The sequence below is a fragment of the Mycolicibacterium austroafricanum genome, assembly GCF_000612725.1.
Lineage (GTDB): Bacteria > Actinomycetota > Actinomycetes > Mycobacteriales > Mycobacteriaceae > Mycobacterium > Mycobacterium austroafricanum.
Window position 1 is genome coordinate 433,528 of the sequence record NZ_HG964454.1, and the last position, 15,826, is coordinate 449,353.

20 protein-coding genes are annotated in these 15,826 nt (G+C 66.9%); 3 read left to right on the forward strand and 17 right to left on the reverse strand.

What is annotated here, in order from left to right:
* Positions 1-4 precede the first annotated feature (4 nt).
* Entirely contained in the window at positions 5-547 is a 543-nt protein-coding gene (locus BN976_RS19070; RefSeq protein ID WP_370499525.1) for a class I SAM-dependent methyltransferase, read from the reverse strand.
* Between the two features lie 110 nt (positions 548-657).
* Here BN976_RS19070 and BN976_RS19075 point away from each other — a divergent pair, with 110 nt between their 5' ends.
* The gene (locus BN976_RS19075; protein ID WP_036373248.1) at positions 658-924 is read left to right on the forward strand and encodes a hypothetical protein; all 267 of its coding nucleotides are present in this window, start codon (positions 658-660) and stop codon (positions 922-924) included.
* A 60-nt stretch (positions 925-984) separates the two neighbouring features.
* On the opposite strand, the gene BN976_RS19080 is transcribed toward BN976_RS19075, so the two are convergent.
* Entirely contained in the window at positions 985-1,944 is a 960-nt protein-coding gene (locus BN976_RS19080; protein WP_036372901.1) for an alpha/beta hydrolase, read from the reverse strand.
* Between the two features lie 177 nt (positions 1,945-2,121).
* Between BN976_RS19080 and BN976_RS19085 the strand changes: the two genes are divergently transcribed.
* Positions 2,122-3,744: an NAD(P)/FAD-dependent oxidoreductase gene (locus BN976_RS19085; RefSeq protein WP_109489627.1), complete on the forward strand. Its 1,623-nt coding sequence runs from the start codon at positions 2,122-2,124 to the stop codon at positions 3,742-3,744.
* 6 nt (positions 3,745-3,750) lie between these two features.
* Here BN976_RS19085 and BN976_RS19090 read toward each other — a convergent pair whose 3' ends face one another.
* From BN976_RS19090 to BN976_RS19150, 15 genes are all read right to left on the reverse strand, one after another.
* A complete protein-coding gene (locus BN976_RS19090) occupies positions 3,751-4,554 on the reverse strand; it encodes a DUF6498-containing protein (protein WP_011780163.1) in 804 nt (267 codons plus the stop codon).
* A complete protein-coding gene (locus BN976_RS19095; RefSeq protein ID WP_036372903.1) occupies positions 4,538-4,903 on the reverse strand; it encodes an Hsp15 family ribosome-associated heat shock protein in 366 nt (121 codons plus the stop codon). The genes BN976_RS19090 and BN976_RS19095 overlap by 17 nt, the downstream gene beginning before the upstream one ends.
* Positions 4,904-4,939: 36 nt before the next feature.
* Complete coding sequence (locus tag BN976_RS19100) at positions 4,940-5,455, reverse strand: FKBP-type peptidyl-prolyl cis-trans isomerase (RefSeq protein ID WP_199558978.1); 516 nt, start codon at positions 5,453-5,455, stop codon at positions 4,940-4,942.
* A gap of 136 nt (positions 5,456-5,591) precedes the next feature.
* A complete protein-coding gene (locus BN976_RS19105) occupies positions 5,592-6,506 on the reverse strand; it encodes an MBL fold metallo-hydrolase (protein WP_011780160.1) in 915 nt (304 codons plus the stop codon).
* 140 nt (positions 6,507-6,646) lie between these two features.
* Positions 6,647-7,285 carry a class I SAM-dependent methyltransferase gene (locus BN976_RS19110; protein WP_011780159.1) on the reverse strand — a complete coding sequence of 213 codons (639 nt, stop codon included), beginning with the start codon at positions 7,283-7,285 and terminating at the stop codon, positions 6,647-6,649.
* 124 nt (positions 7,286-7,409) lie between these two features.
* Positions 7,410-8,198: a methanethiol S-methyltransferase gene (mddA, locus tag BN976_RS19115; protein ID WP_011780158.1), complete on the reverse strand. Its 789-nt coding sequence runs from the start codon at positions 8,196-8,198 to the stop codon at positions 7,410-7,412.
* Between the two features lie 143 nt (positions 8,199-8,341).
* Complete coding sequence (locus BN976_RS19120; protein WP_158013692.1) at positions 8,342-9,277, reverse strand: cation transporter; 936 nt, start codon at positions 9,275-9,277, stop codon at positions 8,342-8,344.
* A 187-nt stretch (positions 9,278-9,464) separates the two neighbouring features.
* Positions 9,465-9,683, reverse strand: coding sequence for a PLD nuclease N-terminal domain-containing protein (locus BN976_RS19125; RefSeq protein WP_036372905.1), 219 nt, complete (start codon positions 9,681-9,683; stop codon positions 9,465-9,467).
* Between the two features lie 167 nt (positions 9,684-9,850).
* Positions 9,851-10,252, reverse strand: a complete 402-nt coding sequence (locus BN976_RS19130) for a type II toxin-antitoxin system VapC family toxin (protein ID WP_011780155.1) — start codon at positions 10,250-10,252, stop codon at positions 9,851-9,853.
* An 84-nt stretch (positions 10,253-10,336) separates the two neighbouring features.
* Positions 10,337-11,002, reverse strand: a complete 666-nt coding sequence (locus tag BN976_RS19135; protein ID WP_011780154.1) for a sterol desaturase family protein — start codon at positions 11,000-11,002, stop codon at positions 10,337-10,339.
* On the reverse strand, positions 10,999-11,721 hold the full coding sequence (locus tag BN976_RS19140) for a FadR/GntR family transcriptional regulator (RefSeq protein WP_011780153.1): 723 nt from the start codon (positions 11,719-11,721) through the stop codon (positions 10,999-11,001). Before BN976_RS19140 ends, BN976_RS19135 begins: the two co-directional genes overlap by 4 nt.
* 332 nt (positions 11,722-12,053) lie before the next feature.
* Complete coding sequence (locus BN976_RS33275; RefSeq protein ID WP_086008431.1) at positions 12,054-12,200, reverse strand: hypothetical protein; 147 nt, start codon at positions 12,198-12,200, stop codon at positions 12,054-12,056.
* A gap of 43 nt (positions 12,201-12,243) precedes the next feature.
* The gene (locus tag BN976_RS19145; RefSeq protein WP_011780151.1) at positions 12,244-12,633 is read right to left on the reverse strand and encodes a type II toxin-antitoxin system VapC family toxin; all 390 of its coding nucleotides are present in this window, start codon (positions 12,631-12,633) and stop codon (positions 12,244-12,246) included.
* On the reverse strand, positions 12,630-12,869 hold the full coding sequence (locus tag BN976_RS32760; RefSeq protein WP_011780150.1) for a type II toxin-antitoxin system Phd/YefM family antitoxin: 240 nt from the start codon (positions 12,867-12,869) through the stop codon (positions 12,630-12,632). The genes BN976_RS19145 and BN976_RS32760 overlap by 4 nt, the downstream gene beginning before the upstream one ends.
* Positions 12,870-12,978: 109 nt before the next feature.
* A complete protein-coding gene (locus BN976_RS19150; protein ID WP_036372906.1) occupies positions 12,979-14,664 on the reverse strand; it encodes a GMC family oxidoreductase in 1,686 nt (561 codons plus the stop codon).
* A 268-nt stretch (positions 14,665-14,932) separates the two neighbouring features.
* On the opposite strand from BN976_RS19150, the gene BN976_RS19155 reads away from it, so the two are divergent.
* Positions 14,933-15,679, forward strand: coding sequence for an SAM-dependent methyltransferase (locus tag BN976_RS19155; RefSeq protein WP_036372909.1), 747 nt, complete (start codon positions 14,933-14,935; stop codon positions 15,677-15,679).
* The last annotated feature ends 147 nt before the right edge of the window (positions 15,680-15,826 follow it).

The window sequence follows — 15,826 nt, forward strand, 5'->3', positions numbered from 1 at the left end:
GCGCTCAGCGTCGGCGCGCCAGCAGCCACGCCTGCCCACCTTCTTCGCCGTGGGTGATGACCTCCAGGGAACCGAACGCCGCCAGCAGCTCACCGGGCCGGGCCCGGAACCGACCTGGGGCCGCTCCGACCTCGCTGAGCGCGCTGATCGCCAGGACGCCCCCGACCGCGAGCCGGTCGATGATCGGACGGTCGAGCCGCGGATCGCGAAACATGTTGCACAGCACTACATCTGCAGAATCTCCGGCAGGCAGCCCGGCGCCCAGGTCCACCACCTCGAAGCGGCACCGGTGGGCCTGCCCGCATCGCTCGGCGAGGTCCTCGGCCTGAGCGATCGCCACCGCCGACGCATCACACGCCCATACACTCAAACCGCGCTTCGCCAGCCAGACACTGGCCGCACCGGCGCCGCACGCGAGTTCCACGGCGCGGCCGCCGGTGGGGAAGACGTCGGCGAATAGCCGAAAGCGGGAAGGCAGCGCCACGTCGTCGACCGACAACGGGTCACGCTCGGAGTAGCGCCGGTCCCAGTGGCCTCTGTCTGTCACCAGACGAGGGTAGGACGTGGCCGGCATCGGTTTATCCCGGCACGAATGCGGATAGTTGTCAGCTGTCCTCAACGACTGCGGGTCGTCACCCGGGATTGGAGTTCCTCACGATGAAGTTGACCCACGTTCTCGCCAGTGCCGCCGTGTTCGGCGGGCTCGCCGCAGGCGCAGCCGGAGTTGCCGGCACGGCTGCCGCTCAGCCGGGCTGGACGCCGCCGCCCACGCCACCCGCCGGACCGCAGACCGGCCAGCCCCCGGCGTGGGCGCCGCCGAAGCCGGTGGACCCGTTGTGGGCCAACGGTCAGCCGCAGGTGTGGGATCAGGGCTGGCAGCACTGGGGTGTGTGGCTCAACGGCGTGTTCGTTCCCACATATTGAGCACACCGAGCCTCAACCGGCCACCGCGGACACACATGGGTCCGCGGTGGCCGGTCGCGGTCAGGCGCCCAGCACGCGCTGGATGTCCGGCTTCATGGCGCTCAGCTGTGCGCCCCAGTACCCCCACCCGTGGGTGCCGTCCGGTGGGAAGTTGAACACGCCGTTGCCTCCACCAGCCGCCTGATACCGACGCTGGAACTCCCTGTTGCTGTCCAGCGTGATCGCCTCGAGCACCTGCCCGGGCACATCACCGCCGCCGCCGAGCTCACCGGGCCGGCCGGTTCCGCAGTACACCCAGATCCGGGTGCCGTTGGCCACCAGTCGCCCGACGTTGACCGTCGGGTCGTTGCGCTGCCACGCCGGACCGCCGCCGAGCCCCCACATGGCCGTCGAGCTGAACCCGCCCGCATCGCGCATCGCGATGCTGACCAGCAGGGGCCAGACGCCGTCGGACAGGTTCAGGTAGCCCGACAGGGACCCCGCATAACTGAACTGGCCCGGGTGGTACGCGGCCAGGATCAACGCAGCACTGCCTGACATGGACAGTCCGACAACAGCATTGCCGCTGGGGGAGATGCCTTTGTTGGCCGCCAGGTAGGCGGGCAGCTCAGAGGTCAGGAACGTCTCCCACTGGTAGTTGTAGGTGGTGCCGTTGCCGGTCGCCGGGCCCCGCCAGTTGGTGTAGAAGCTCGACATGCCACCGACGGGCATGACCACCGACAACCCGGACTCGAAGAACGTCTCGAATGCGTTCGTCTCGATGTCCCACCCGCTGTTGTCGTCGCGGGCGCGCATACCGTCGAGCAGATAGACCGCTCTGGGCCCGCCACCCTGGAACTTGACCGGGATGTCGCGGCCCATGGCCGCCGACGGCACCATCAACGTCTCGACCGGAAGCCCCGGCCGTGAATACGCCCCTGCCGGTGCCGAAGCTCCGGCCACCGCGATCAGGCCCGACAGCAGAAGCGCTGTCACTGCGCCGACCGCCATCCGTCGGATCAGGTCTCGTATCGGTTCCATGCGTCACCGCCGTTCTCTCGACGCGCCTGCAGGCGCGCTTGCCTGGTAGCACACGACCGGGATGCCGCTGCTTCACATCCGCCGGCCCGTGCCGCACCGGTTACTTCGTCATGTGACGATTCGCCGTTACGCGCCGACGGGCTTCGGGGGGATCGGGCGGGTACTAACCTCGACGTGGTGGGCCGGCGTCTCAGAGTGGTGATCATCGGCGGGGGATTCGGCGGGCTGTTCTGCGCGCGTCGGCTGGCGCGGGCCGATGTGGACGTGACGGTGCTCGACCGCACGGCCGGCCACCTGTTCCAGCCGCTGCTCTACCAGTGCGCGACCGGCACGCTGAGCATCGGTCACATCAGCCGTCCATTGCGCGAGGAGTTCGCCGGGCATCCCAACATCACCACCCTCCTCGGGGAAGCGGTCGCACTCGATCCCGAGCGGCGCACAGTGACGGCCCTCCGGCCCGACGAGACGACGTTCACGATCGACTACGACGTGCTCGTCGTCGCCGCCGGTATGCAGCAGTCGTACTTCGGCAAGCCGCATTTCGCGCAGTGGGCGCCCGGGATGAAGACCCTCGATGACGCGCTGAGCATCCGGCAGCGCATCTTCACCGCGTTCGAGATCGCCGAGACCCTGCCCCCAGGGGCCGAGCGGGACGCCTGGCTCACCTTCGCGGTCACCGGCGGCGGTCCCACCGGCGTCGAACTGGCCGGTCAGATCCGCGAGATGGCGACCCGGACGTTGACCAACGAGTTTCACAGCATCGAGCCGGAGGAGGCCCGCGTCCTGCTCTTCGACGGCGGGGACCGCGTCCTGAAGAGCTTCGCACCGGAGCTCTCCGGTAGGGCGGCGGGGACACTGCGCAGCCTCGGTGTGGACGTGCGCCTCGGGGTCCACGTGACCGATGTGCAACGGGAAGGTGTGACCGTCGCCCCGAAGTCCGGGGGTTCGGAGGAGTACTACGCGGTGCGGACCGTGCTCTGGACCGCCGGTGTCGAGGCGGTGCCGTTCGCCGGACATCTCGCCGAGGTCCTCGACGTCCAGGCCGACCGGGCCGGCCGGCTGGCGGTGCAGCCCGACCTGTCCGTCCCGGGCCACCCGGAGATCTTCGTCATCGGCGATCTGGTGGGTCGCGACGATCTGCCCGGCGTCGCGGAGAACGCGATGCAGGGCGGCCTGCATGTCGCGGCCTGCATCCGCCGCGACCTCGCCGGCCGGCCACGTCGGAACTATCGATACCGCGACCTCGGCTCTGCCGCCTACATCAGCCGCGGCAACGCGCTCCTGCAGGTCGGGCCGGTGAAAGTCGCCGGCTTCCTCGGCTGGATCGCGTGGGGGCTGCTGCACATCGCGTTCCTCACCGGTGTGCGCAACCGGGTGAGCACCGTGGTGACGTGGCTTGCCACCATCGCCCGCGCCAGCCGTTACCACCGGGCTTTCATGCTGGGAAGTGTCAGCGCACCCGAAGCGCGCTACACCTGGTCGAGTCGGGATCAGCCGACGCCGCCGCAGGCATTGTGTGAAGACCCCCGTACCGGGCATACGTCGCACATGACGATTTCAGCCCAGGACGTGCGCCGGCTTCTCGACGCCGAGCACGACTCGACGCTCGTGCTCATCGAGGGCCGCACCGAAGTGATCACCGGCCAACAGAAGTCCAGCGACCAGTACCGGGGGGCATTCGAGGTGATCTCCCGGGACGAGCTGCTCAGCCGCACCGGCGGGGCCGCGCACCTGACCGACGATCAGATCTCCGCGCAGGCCGCGGCGCTCGACACGGCCGTCAACGAACTGGGCGGCTGAGCGCTCTCACCGTGCCCGCGTCACCCAGGGTTGTTCGTTGCGTTCCCGGCGGGCGCGCTCGCCGGAACGGTCTTCGGCCCAGAAGTCCTCGAAGCGCTTGTCGGTCTGTGCGTTGGGGACGCGGTTCATGACGCGGCTGAGCCATTCCGGTGGGTGGGTCGGCTCCCACTGCGGCAGAACGAAACTCAGTGAGGCGAGCGTTTTCAGCGCGACGAAGATTCCGAACAGTGTGGCCGATGCGCCCGTCATCACCAGGCCGAAGAGGCCGAAGATCAACGTCAGGTGCACGACGACGACGCGACTGAACGCGCGTTGCGCCGTCAGTTCGATCTGCCGGAACGACCAACTCCGCAGGTGCGCCACATCAAGCACGAGGTCGACGCACAGGAAGCCGACGATGAGGAGGCAGCCGTACCCGGTGCTCCGCCAATCGATTTCCGAAAATCCTTGCTGCCCATTGCGGCTCGACAGGAACACGATGACCGCGAGGAAGACGCCGTGCGCGGTGGTGAACGCCAGCGTGGTGATCAGAAATCCGGACAGGAAGGACGAGGTCTTCGGGCTGCGTCGATTCGTGGTCGAGGGCTCGTACCTGAAGTGGCCGCGACACGGCGTCCAGCGCCGGTGCAGCAGTATGCGCACACCGATGAGAAGTGATCCGGCGAGCGTTTCGAACCAATAGACCACCAGCGTGGTTGCGCCCGACCATCCGTCGACGAACCAGCCGACCGCAGGCACCGCGATGACGGCCAGCACCGTCATCACATGCGTGATGCGGCTGACGGCGGAGGGCTCAGTCCTGGCGTGCACGCCACTTGTCCAGCATTCGGCGGTCCCGCTTGGTCGGGCGGCCCGCGCCGCGGTCGCGGACCGCGACCGGAACCACCACGGCCGCAGGCGGCGGGGGAGTCCGATCCAGGTAACAGGTGACCGCGTCGGCCGCGCCGACCCGCTTCTGGATGATTCTCGCGACCTCGACGATCCGCGTGGTCTCGCCGACCCGGGCGCGCACCTCGTCACCGGGGGAGACCATTGTCGACGGCTTGGCCTGCCGACCGTTGACGCGGACCTGTCCACCGCGGCACGCCGACGCGGCGTCCGGCCGGGTCTTGGTCAGCCGGACCGCCCACAGCCAGCGGTCCACCCGGGTCGATTCCATGGGTTCATGATGGCCCAACCGCGCGGCCCCGGCGGCTCAGCCGGTGGCGCCGAGGATCTTGATCGCGAAGATGAGCGAATCTCCCGGCAGGATCCCGGCGCCGGGCTGGCCGCTGGGGTAGCCGTCGGCCGAGGTCATCGCGACGGCGACGGTGGATCCCACGTTCTGGCCGGCGATGGCCTTCTGGAACCCCGGCACCACGCCGTCGAGCGGGAATTCGACGGGGGCGCCCCGCTGGTAGCTGCTGTCGAACACGGATCCGTCGCGTCCGTTCACACCCATGTAGCAGACCGAGACGGTGGCCGTGTCGGCGACGACGGGACCAGTCCCGGTCTGCAGCGTGTGTACCTGGGTCTCGGCGACAGTGAACGGCGGCGTCACGCTGACCAGCGGTGCCGTCGTCTCTGTCGAGCCCGTCACCGCAACGCTGCCGGTTGCGCCGGGCAGCGTCCACTCCGGCGTGGCGGCACTGTCCGGCAGTGCCGTCGGGCACCCCGGGGTCTGAGCAACGGACGAGGGAACCACTGCGGAGCCGCAGGCGGTGAGTGCCATGACGGAGGCCGCGGCACCGGCGGCGAGCGCGACCGAGGTACGCAGGGGGAGGGATTTCACCGCCGTCACGCTACCGTCCGTCGTCCCGGGCTGCGGGAGCGGCACCGGTTGGTTGTCCCCGTGGTGGTGACTGCGGTCAGTAATCCCAGACGCTTGGCACGCATCGGAAGACGTCGCCGGCAGTCGCCACCCGGCAGACGGACGGGAACGGCAGGTGAGTGGCCACCAGTGCCTCGCCGGTCGCCGCGAGTTCGCGCAGCAGACGCACCCGGACGCGCGCGGCTTCCTCGGGGTCGTGCTCGAAACCGTTGTGCCACTCGGGGTTGTCGAACCCGGGCGCGAATACGGCGTCGCCGGCGAACGTCAGCGCCTCACCGCCGGACGCCACGCGGACGATGCTGTGCCCGGGAGTGTGGCCGCCGGTACGACTGATCAGTACCCCCGGCGCGACCTCATACTCGGTCTCGAACGGCCGCAGCCGGCCGTGGTATTCGTCCAGAAACCGCGTGGCGACCGATCGAAGCACATCCGGCACTGGCTGCGGCATAGCGGTCTGGGAGAAATCGGGCGCTGCCCAGAACTCAGCCTCGGCGGCCGCCAGGTGGATCCGCAGATCGGGACGGAGTCTGGCCTTCAGCCCGTCGGTGAGCAGCCCGCCGACGTGGTCCATGTGCAGGTGGGTGAGCACCACGTCGGTCACGGAAGCGGGGTCGATGCCCGCGGCCTCCAGTCGCCGGACCGTCTGCCCGGCCCGCGGGAAGTCCGGGAACTCCACGCCGAGGCCTGCGTCGACGAGAATGGTCTGGCCCCCGGTGCGGACCACCACCACGTTCAGCGGCCAGTCGAGGACGTCCGGTGGCAGGAACATGTCGTCGAGCCACCCCGCCAATTCGGCCGGGTCTGCGTTCGTGGCCAGCGTCGAGGCCGTGATGGGTAGCACCCCGTCGCAGATCACCGTCACCTCGATCTCACCGACCTGCTGCACGTAGCGCGACGGAACCAGTTCGTCGGTACTCTGCCCGCCGAGTCGTGAAATGCCGTCCAAGCTCATGACTTTCTCCTTTGAGCGCCGTTCCCGAAGACGGGTGGGAATGACCCGTCTTTCGCGTACAACCGCTACCGGAGGCCGGATTTATCCGGTGGTCGACCTCAATCCGCAGAGTCGTCTCGACGGTGCAGTGGAATCGGCGTTCAGGGCGCTACCGGCTTGTGGGCGACGAGGCGTTCGACCAGGCCGAGTTTGAACCGTTCGACGCGGTCGATCTCGAGGCCCGTGGCAGAGCGAATGTGGCTGAGCGGACGTCGTAGGAAGTGCTCCCCGGCGAGTGGAACGGTGAACACCTCAAGCAGCCGTTGCACTGCTCGCACTGGGGCAGCAGTGCTTTGAACGTGGTCGACGAGGACGAGTTTTCCGCCCGGCCGCAGTACCCGGGCCATTTCGGTGAGCGCCTGCGCATGGTCGGGGATGGCGCAGAGCCCGAAGGTGCACACGACCGTGTCGAAGCTTGCGTCCTCGAACGGCAGGTGGTGGGCGTCGGCCTGCTGCAGTGTGGCGGTTCGGCCGATCTCGGCGGCGCGCCGGCGGGCCCGTTCGAGCATCTGCTCGCTCCAGTCGATACCGGTCAGCGCGACGTCGTCCGGGTAGAAATTCAGGTTGAGTCCGGTGCCGACGGCGACTTCCAGCACGTCGCCTGTCGCTTGACTGCAGACCCATTGCCGGGAGTCGCCGAACAGATGCCGATCGAAGAACCCGATCTCGCGGTCGTAGGTGCGGGACTTCTTGTCCCAGTACCGGTTCCAGCGGGCTGCTTGATCATTTGTGGGCGCCATGACGATTCACCTCGGTGTTTCTGGTCGCAACCTCGGCCGGGCAGGCGCCCGTCGGTGTCGCGGAGTCGGAGTGGCCCTGCTGTGTCGATGCTAGCCAGCAGCGTCCCCGGCTTGCCCGCGCCGGTCACCTCCGGGGCGCGTAACTCGCAGTGTCAACTCTGCCCTCAAGCCGGCGAGCGCGACGGCGTGTCCGGGGCCGTGGCACGAGCATGGGGACCGTCTGCCGGTACGCGGCATAGCGGGCTCCCAACGTCGCCAGCAGGTCACGTTCCTCGAGCTGCAGCGCAATGAGGATGTAGCCCGTCGTGGCCGTCGCGAACAGCAGGTGCCCGGCCGTCATGGTGGGCGCGGACCAGAAGGCGATGAGGAATCCCAGCATCAGCGGGTGCCGCACCACGCGGTAGAACATCGTGGCCCGGAATCCGGTCTCGGCGTCAGGCTGGGCCCGCCAGTTGGCGATCACCTGGCGCAGCCCGAACAGCTCGAAGTGATTGATCATGAACGTCGCGGCGAGCACGATCGCCCAACCGAGCCAGAACAGCGCCCACACCGCGACCCGGAGGGGCTGATACGTCACGTCCCAGACGACGAAAGGGATCTTCCGCCACTGCCAGAACAGCAGTGCGAGGGCAAGACTGGCCAGGAGCACGTAGGTGCTGCGTTCGACCGGCGGCGGAATGTAGCGCGTCCACCACCGTTTGAACGCAGGGCGGGCCATCACACTGTGCTGCACGGCGAAGAGGGTCAGCAGCGACAGGTTGACGATCAGCGCCTGCCCGAGCGGCGCGTCGACCGCATGGTCGACACTGCGCGGAACCACCACATCGCCGACGAATCCGATGGCGTACAGGAATACCGCCAGAAAGAGCAGATAGCAGGCGGCGCCGTAACCGACTGCGAGAGCACGCGTCATGTTGGTCATGACCCATGGTCGAATTGCTCGGTGTCGCGAAGCATGAGGCAATTGCCTCATTCTCACGCACCGGCAGGACCGACGACCGCCGGGACGGAACGCCCAGCCGTCTGCGTCGCCGCGCGGACCCCTTGTGCAGCCTGCTACAGGCTCGGGATGGCGTGAATCGGGTAGGCGCTGAACACCAGGGTCAGCCGAATCGGCCCGACGCGCGCGCCGAGTTCTTCCAAGGTGTGCGCTCGAATGCGGTCCTGGTCGGCCACCGTCATCGCGCCGGTGTAGGAAACCCGGAGGTCGACCTCGGTGGTTTTGCCCCTGCTGATGGCCAGCGCATCGACGAGGGTGAGCTCATGGTCGAGTTCACCGCGGTGCTCGGCGGATACCGTCTCGATAGCCGCGCGCACCGCCGCATCGAGGTCGGGGTCGGAGCGCCGTCCGGAGAGGCGCCCGAACTCGAGGCGGATCTCGCGGACAGGGTCGGCGACCAGTACCGCGCACAGAATGAGCACGATGATGCTGTCGGCGATGTCCTTGATGTTGAATCGTTCCGAGGTCAGCACCGTCCCTTCCGGGATGACCGCAACCAAGATCAATGAGCCACAGATCCCGGCGCTGATCAAGCTGGCCATCTTGGCGGCGTTCGCCTCGACGCGCAGCAGAGCCGACGCGCCGCCGACCGAGCGGTTATTGCGTCGGTGGTTCCACATGAGTCCGAGCCCGATCGCCGCGACGGCAGCGGTGTACACGGCGGCCACACCGAACTCGGGCTCAGTGCCGTTGCCGGTGACCAGATAGTCGATCACTTTGACCGAATTCGTGACCACTGCGATGACGACCACACCGAGAATCATCAACGACCGAAACAGCGCATAGAGGTTTTCCAATGCCAGCCGCCCATAGGGGTTTTCGGCATCCGGGGGCCGCGACGACGCCACCGACAGCCGCGCGGCGATGAACGCGGCGCCCGCATTGATCAGCGAGATGACGCCGTCGAGCTGTGTGGCCGACACCTTGGTGACGGCGTAGACGGCGAAGCCAACGACGGCGAGCCCCAGCATCGTGACCATGTAGGTGTACAAGCTCCGTCGTTCAGCCGCCAGGACCGCCGATTGCGACGCCATCGCCATAGGTGGAGTCCCCTGACTGTGTAGCGGCCGTTGAGGTTGGGGCCGCGGTTCGATCGAACCTACTACGGGGAACTCACGGCAGAGGGGAGGCAGCCCGGTGCCGACGAACAACCTGCGGCGGCCGGGTCAGTCCAGGAATCTACTGATGAAGGCGCCCGAGGGTGAAGTACGCGAGCGGACCGACCGGCTGCACCACGGACAGTCCCAGCCACAGCGACTTTGAGCCGCGGACCGTCGATGCGGGGCGCCGCGCCAGGTCGATCAGCATGGCCGTAGTCGCTGCCATCTCGACGACGCCGACAACGGCGATAGCCATCTGCTGCGTGCGGGACAGGTCACTCCACTTGCGCTTGGCCATGGCTGCCACCGTAGCAGCCGTTCCGACTCGTGAACTCTCCGGATCTCCAAGCAGTCAGCGCTGTTTCGGCTGCAGTACGTGATCGAAAAGGGCAGCGTGTTGTCACGAAAGGCGCTGGCACAGTGCGGTTGCCACCATCTGCGGCGCGGCGAGCTATCGCGGCCACGCTAGGGCCGCAGGATGTCGGCCGGAGACACGGTCTTGACGAATGCGCGCGCAGCGGCGGCGAGCTTCCGGTCCGCGGTGGCCAGCGCGTCCGCTTGCAGTCGGGTCAGTGCGATGTACTCGGCCTGGTAGGTGTCCGGCCAGTTCAGCGCGGCGGCTATTCGCCAGGCGTGGTCCTGCAAGACCCGGTCGCCGAGGAGCCGGATCCGCAGTCCACGGATATCGTCGAGAATCTTCCGGCCGCTGCGTTCATCGATCTCGCCGCGGCGCACCGAGTCGTACACGCGGGCGAGTGCCTGCGAGCGCAGCAGCGTGGGTGCCGCCAGGCTGTGCTCCGGTGGAATGCTCGCTCCGCCAACGGCGAGGTCGATGGCGACCTGTGCATCGATGACGAATGTGGTCATACCGGTACCTTCGCACGGGACCGGCTGTCTTTTCACCAGCTTGCGGGGGCTGCCCGCAGTCCTCGCCCTCGTGACTGGCGTGACCTACGCCTGCCCGTGCAGGTTTTTCGCCGTCGGCGAGGTGGGGACCGTGGCCGGATCGGGGTAGGTGCCCAGCACCCGGTCGGCGGTGCCGGCGCTGGTGACGGTGAACCAGTAGTGCTCGTTCTTGAAGTGGTGCTGGCGGTGATTGCGCCAGACCGCCCGATAGGCAGCGGTCTTGGGCTTGTAATCGGTGTGGACGAGGTAGTGGCACCACTCGTAGCACAGGCCCAGCACAGTGAGGAAGGTCAGGAACGTCAGGCCGAGCGCCGTCCGCGGGAATGCCAGCAACGCGATCCCCAGCGCCACCGGCAGCACCCAGAGCAGGGCTTGCCACGGGATGAAGATCAGCGCAATCTCTCGAGGCTCGACGTGGTGTTCCCGGTGTTTGCGCGCCAGCAGAGGGTCGATGCGCAGCACGCCGATCTTCCTTGGCCGCCAATGCAGGATGCACACGTGCACAAGCCATTCGAAGAACGGAAACGCCGCGAGCATGATTGCCGGAACGAGGGCGTCGGTGATCTGCCAGTCGCCGTAGGCGATTCGTGCGCCAGACGCCACGACGAGCGTCGCGGCGATCATCCAGGGCGAGGGATGACGCCAGAACTCGCGTCCGGCGTCGATCAACGTGAACCGTTTGCGGCCCGTTCGGGTCGACGTGGTGGTCATCGGGGTTCCTCCAGGGTGTGCAGTGCATCCAGCAGGGCGGTGGTCGCGGGTTCCAGAAGGCGGTGGGCATTGTCGCGCGCTGCGGCCGGATCTCCTGCCAGGACCGCCTCGGCCACCGCACGGTAGGCGTCCACACGCCCGACCTCGGCGGCCATCATCGTGGCCAGGGCGGGCAGTGCCGGCTCATAGGTGGCACGCAACGTGTTGAACATCAGCCGGAACGCGATCGAGTCGGCGCCATCGACGATGTGATCCCAGAAGTCCAGCGCATGCCGTTGCGCGGCAACAGGATCGGCTTCATCCGCGAGGGCCCGCATGGCGGTGTTCAACTCATCTGACAGTTCGGGGCCCCGACGCTGCGCGGCGAGCTCGGCCACCTTGGGCCCGTTGTGCAACCTGGTCTCGAGGATGCTGCGGACGACGGCGAGGTCGAGGTCGCCATCACGGATCAGCAGCCGGGGGAGCAGGTCGAGCCCCGCGGTACGCCGGAAGTCGCGCACTGTGGTGGCATCACCCTGACGAACCTCGATCAGCCCCGCAGCGGCCAGGCGCTTGAGCGCCTCGCGAATCGCGGGCCGCGATACCCCCAACACCTCGGCGAGCCGCCGCTCGCTCGGCAGCGTCTCGCCGGGCCGCATCTCACCGCTGAGGACATCGCTGATGATCTGGTCGAAGACGTCCTCGGGTACCGAGCGACGGTTGACCGGTCGAAGCGCCATGCCTACCAGGATGACGCATCCGCGGCACAAAGGTCAAGTGGTCAGACCAGTGTGCGTTTGACTGTCACGTGATGATCGATTCGCACGATGACGCTCATCCTCGGACCACGTGGCGTCGGTACCAGCGCCGCCCGTGCCAGCGCTGATAGTGCCAGGCCACAGCAGGCAGGGGCCCGCGAGGCGTTGAAGGCCCCGGCTCTGACTCACGGGAAATGATAGGGAAGGTGGCGCCAGCGACTCAGTGCGATTCCCACTGTTGCACAACGACTTCCGAGAGTTTCAGCGACGTGCATGCCTGTCCCGGCCACCTGCATCTGTTCGGTCCCGGGCTGTCAGTCATCTTCCTCGTCGCAACGGTGCGCGGCCTCGATTACCTCAGGCGGGGCCGGCTTCTGCAGCCAGGCCCGCATGCGCAACAAACCGCCGACAACAGTGCCGACAGCGAGCACCGCAACGATGATCCAGAACAGGGTCGACATGAGCCAAGTGTGGATCCCGGTGCCCAAATCGGCGAGAGAATGGTCAGGTTCGCAGGGTAGGGGCGAGGGCGGCGTCGAGAATCTTCGCGTCGCGAGTCGCGATGGTGAGATTGCGGCGCAGCGCCTGGGCGACGATCACGCGATCGAATGGATCCTTGTGACCCCAGGGAAGCCGGCCGGCCAGGATCGCGTCGGGTGACTCGATGGGCAATTCGGTTGTGCTCATGTCCGAAACGATGTCGGTCCAGGCTGACAGGAGTGCCTCACCGTCGAGGCGGCCGAGTCGAGTCTTGACGGCGATCTCCCACGCCGAGGCCGCGGTCACCCACACGTTGGTGTTCGGGTCGGCGATGACCGCCAGCGCGGAGGCGTCCAGATCGGACGGAGTGCTCGCCAGCCATAGAAGTGTGTGCGTGTCCAGCAGCACGTTCACGATTCGGCGCTCTCCCAGCGAGCCAGTTCCGAATCAGGCAGTGGCTCGTCGAAATCGTTGGGTACCAGAAGGTTTGGTAGCTGCCCAAACCTTCGCGGCACTGGCTGAACAGGAACGAGCTTGGCGACGGGGCGACCGTGATTCGTGATCGTCACGGCCTTTCCTGTGCGCTCCACTTCGGCAAGGAGTGCATTGAGCCGATTCTTGGCCTCGGTACTCGTCACGGTTGTGTCCACACCCCGAAGTTGCCAGGATCACGCTAATTACGCTAGCGCGAATAGCGCGAATAGCGCGAATAGCGCGAATAGCGCGAATTTGCCCCGGACTGCATGAGAACGCTGCAGCTCATTCCATGATCGCCCGGGCCGCGCGCTCGGCGATCAGCATGACCGGCGCGTTGGTGTTCCCAGAAGTGATGGTGGGCATGGCCGAAGCATCGGCCACGCGAAGGCCGGCGACGCGAAACACGCGGCAGTCGGTGTCGAGCACGGTGGCGGCCGACCGCGGCAGACCGCGTGCGTCAAAGGCACCCATCGCGCAGGTGCCCACCGGGTGGAAGATGGTGGTGCCCAGTTCACGGGCTGCCGCCTGCAGGTCGTCGTCGCTCACCAGTTGCGGGCCGGGAAGCATCTCTTCGGGGCAGTAGCGGGCCAGGGCCGGCGCCGCCATGATCTGCCGGGTCATCCGCAGGCCCCGCACCGCTGCGTCGCGATCGGCGTCAGTGGACAGGTAGTTGCAGAAGATCTTCGGGTGCGACAGCGGATCTGCATCGGCTATCCGCACGTAGCCACGCGAGGTGGGGCGCAGATTGCAGACCGACGGCGTGATGGCTCCGAAGGGGTGCAACGGTTCGCCGAACTTCGGCAACGACAAAGGTTGCACATGCCACTCCAAATCCGGGCTGGCCAGCGCGGGGTCGCTCTTGGCGAAAGCCCCCAGTGTGGACGGCGGCATCGTCATGGGTCCTGATCGCAGGAGCAGGTACTGAATACCCATGCCCGCACGGGTGATCCAATTCCGGTACAGCGTGTTGACCGTTCGCGCACCCCGGACGCGGTAGACCGTTCGAAGCTGCAAATGGTCCTGGAGGTTCTCGCCGACCCCGGGCAGATCGACGACCACCGGCACTTGATGCTGGGTGAGCAGCCCCGCCGGGCCCAGACCCGAGGCCTGCATCAGATGCGGCGAGCCAATCGCTCCGGCGCTCAGGATCACCTCCCGGCGGGCCCGAACGTCGACGATCTGGCCGTCTTTGAGCATGCGTAGGCCGGTGACGCGGCGCTGCGCCGTGGTCCATGCACCGCGACGCTGATCTTCGTGGACCTGATCGTCCGTCAGCAGCTGTAGAGCCTGGGTCTGTGCGTAGACGGTGAGGTTGGGGCGGTGGGTGACGGGGTGCAGGAAGGCATCGGCCATCGACCAGCGCCGGCCGCGCCGTTGGTTGACATGGAAGTACGCACTGCCGGAGTTGTCGCCGCGGTTGAACTCGTCGATCGGCTCGATGCCCAACTGGGCGGCGGCGTTCTGCCAGGCGTCGAGGATCTTCCAGCGCACCCGCGGTCGCTCGACGCGGATCTCACCATCGGCGCCGTGCCACTCGTCGGCTCCGCCGAAGTAGTCTTCCAACTCCTTGTAGATTTCCAGTGTCTCGCCCGCACGGTCCGGGCCACCCCACAGCCATCGCTCGTCACCGGTAGCTCGCGCCCAGAGTTCGTAATCGCTGGCCTGCCCGCGCATGTGGATCATGGCGTTGATCGACGAGCAGCCACCGATGACGCGGCCCCGGGCGTAGATGATGCTGCGGCCGGCCAGGCCTGGATCGGGCTCAGTCGTGAAGCACCAGTCGGTGCGAGGATTGGCGATGGTGTACAGATAGCCCACCGGAACCTTGATCCAGAACCAGTCGTCTTTGCCGCCGGCTTCAATCAAGAGCACACGGTGATCAGGGTTGGCGCTGAGCCGATTGGCGAGCAGGCAGCCCGCGCTGCCTGCCCCCACGATGATGAAGTCGAATTCGGCTACAGGGCTCATTTCCGGCACCGTTCCTCCATTGCTGTCGGATGCTGGTCCTAGTCTGCACACTCACGAGCGGGGAGGTGACAGCGCCGTCAACGCACCGGATTGACCATGTCTCAGATATTCGGTGGAGATGGTCAACCCGGACAGCTACGTTCACCGGGTTGAGGATCCATGCGTCCGAACGAGGGCCATTTGATGACGGTCAGCGCAAACGGCAGTCGATTCAGCCGACTGCCGTCCCGAATGCCATCGCTTGAATCAAGCCAAAGGAGTACCTGTCGTGGATCTTCCACGCATCTTCACCATTCGCGAAAGTAGCCACCGCATCCACAACCCGTTTACCGCCGGCAAGCTCGCCGCCCTGGGGGAGGCACTGCATCTGGAACCCGGGACGCGCATGCTCGACCTCGCCAGCGGGTCGGGCGAAATGCTCTGCACGTGGGCCCGCGATTACCTCGTCACCGGGACCGGGGTGGACATCAGCAGCGTATTCACCGAACAGGCCCGTCGCCGTGCCGTTGAACTCGGCGTCGCTGACCGGGTCTCCTTCGTGCACTCCGACGCCGCCGGTTTCGTCGCGGCGAAGCCGGTCGATCTCGCCGCGTGCGTGGGCGCCACCTGGATCGGGGGCGGCGTGGCCGGTACCGTCGAACTGCTGAGCAAGAGTCTCGGTCCCGGCGGCCTGATGCTGATCGGTGAGCCGTACTGGCGTCAAGAAGTGCCCGACGACGACGTCGCCAAAGCCTGCGGTGCGAGGGGCAAAGACGACTTCCTGGTGCTGCCGGAGCTGATCGAGCGGTTCGGCGATCTCGGGTTCGACGTCGTGGAAATGGTGTTGGCCGATCAGGACAGCTGGGACCGGTACCAGGCCGCGCAGTGGTTCAATCTCCGTCGCTGGCTCGACGACCATCCTGACGACGAGCTGGCCGCCGAGGTGCGGGCCGAACTTGATACCGAACCTGCCCGGTACACGCGATACCAGCGCGAACACCTGGGTTGGGGGGTTTTCGCACTTATGAGGCGCTGACGGTTCGTCGCCGACGCCCGCCATCCTCTGATGAGAACAATTGGGGTGCAACGCAATAGGTCACACCTGATGGGAAACCCGACATTTCGATTGCTGCATGAGCGGTCCTGCGTGAGCTCCGGAGACGCGGCAGGGGAGCGTTAGCGC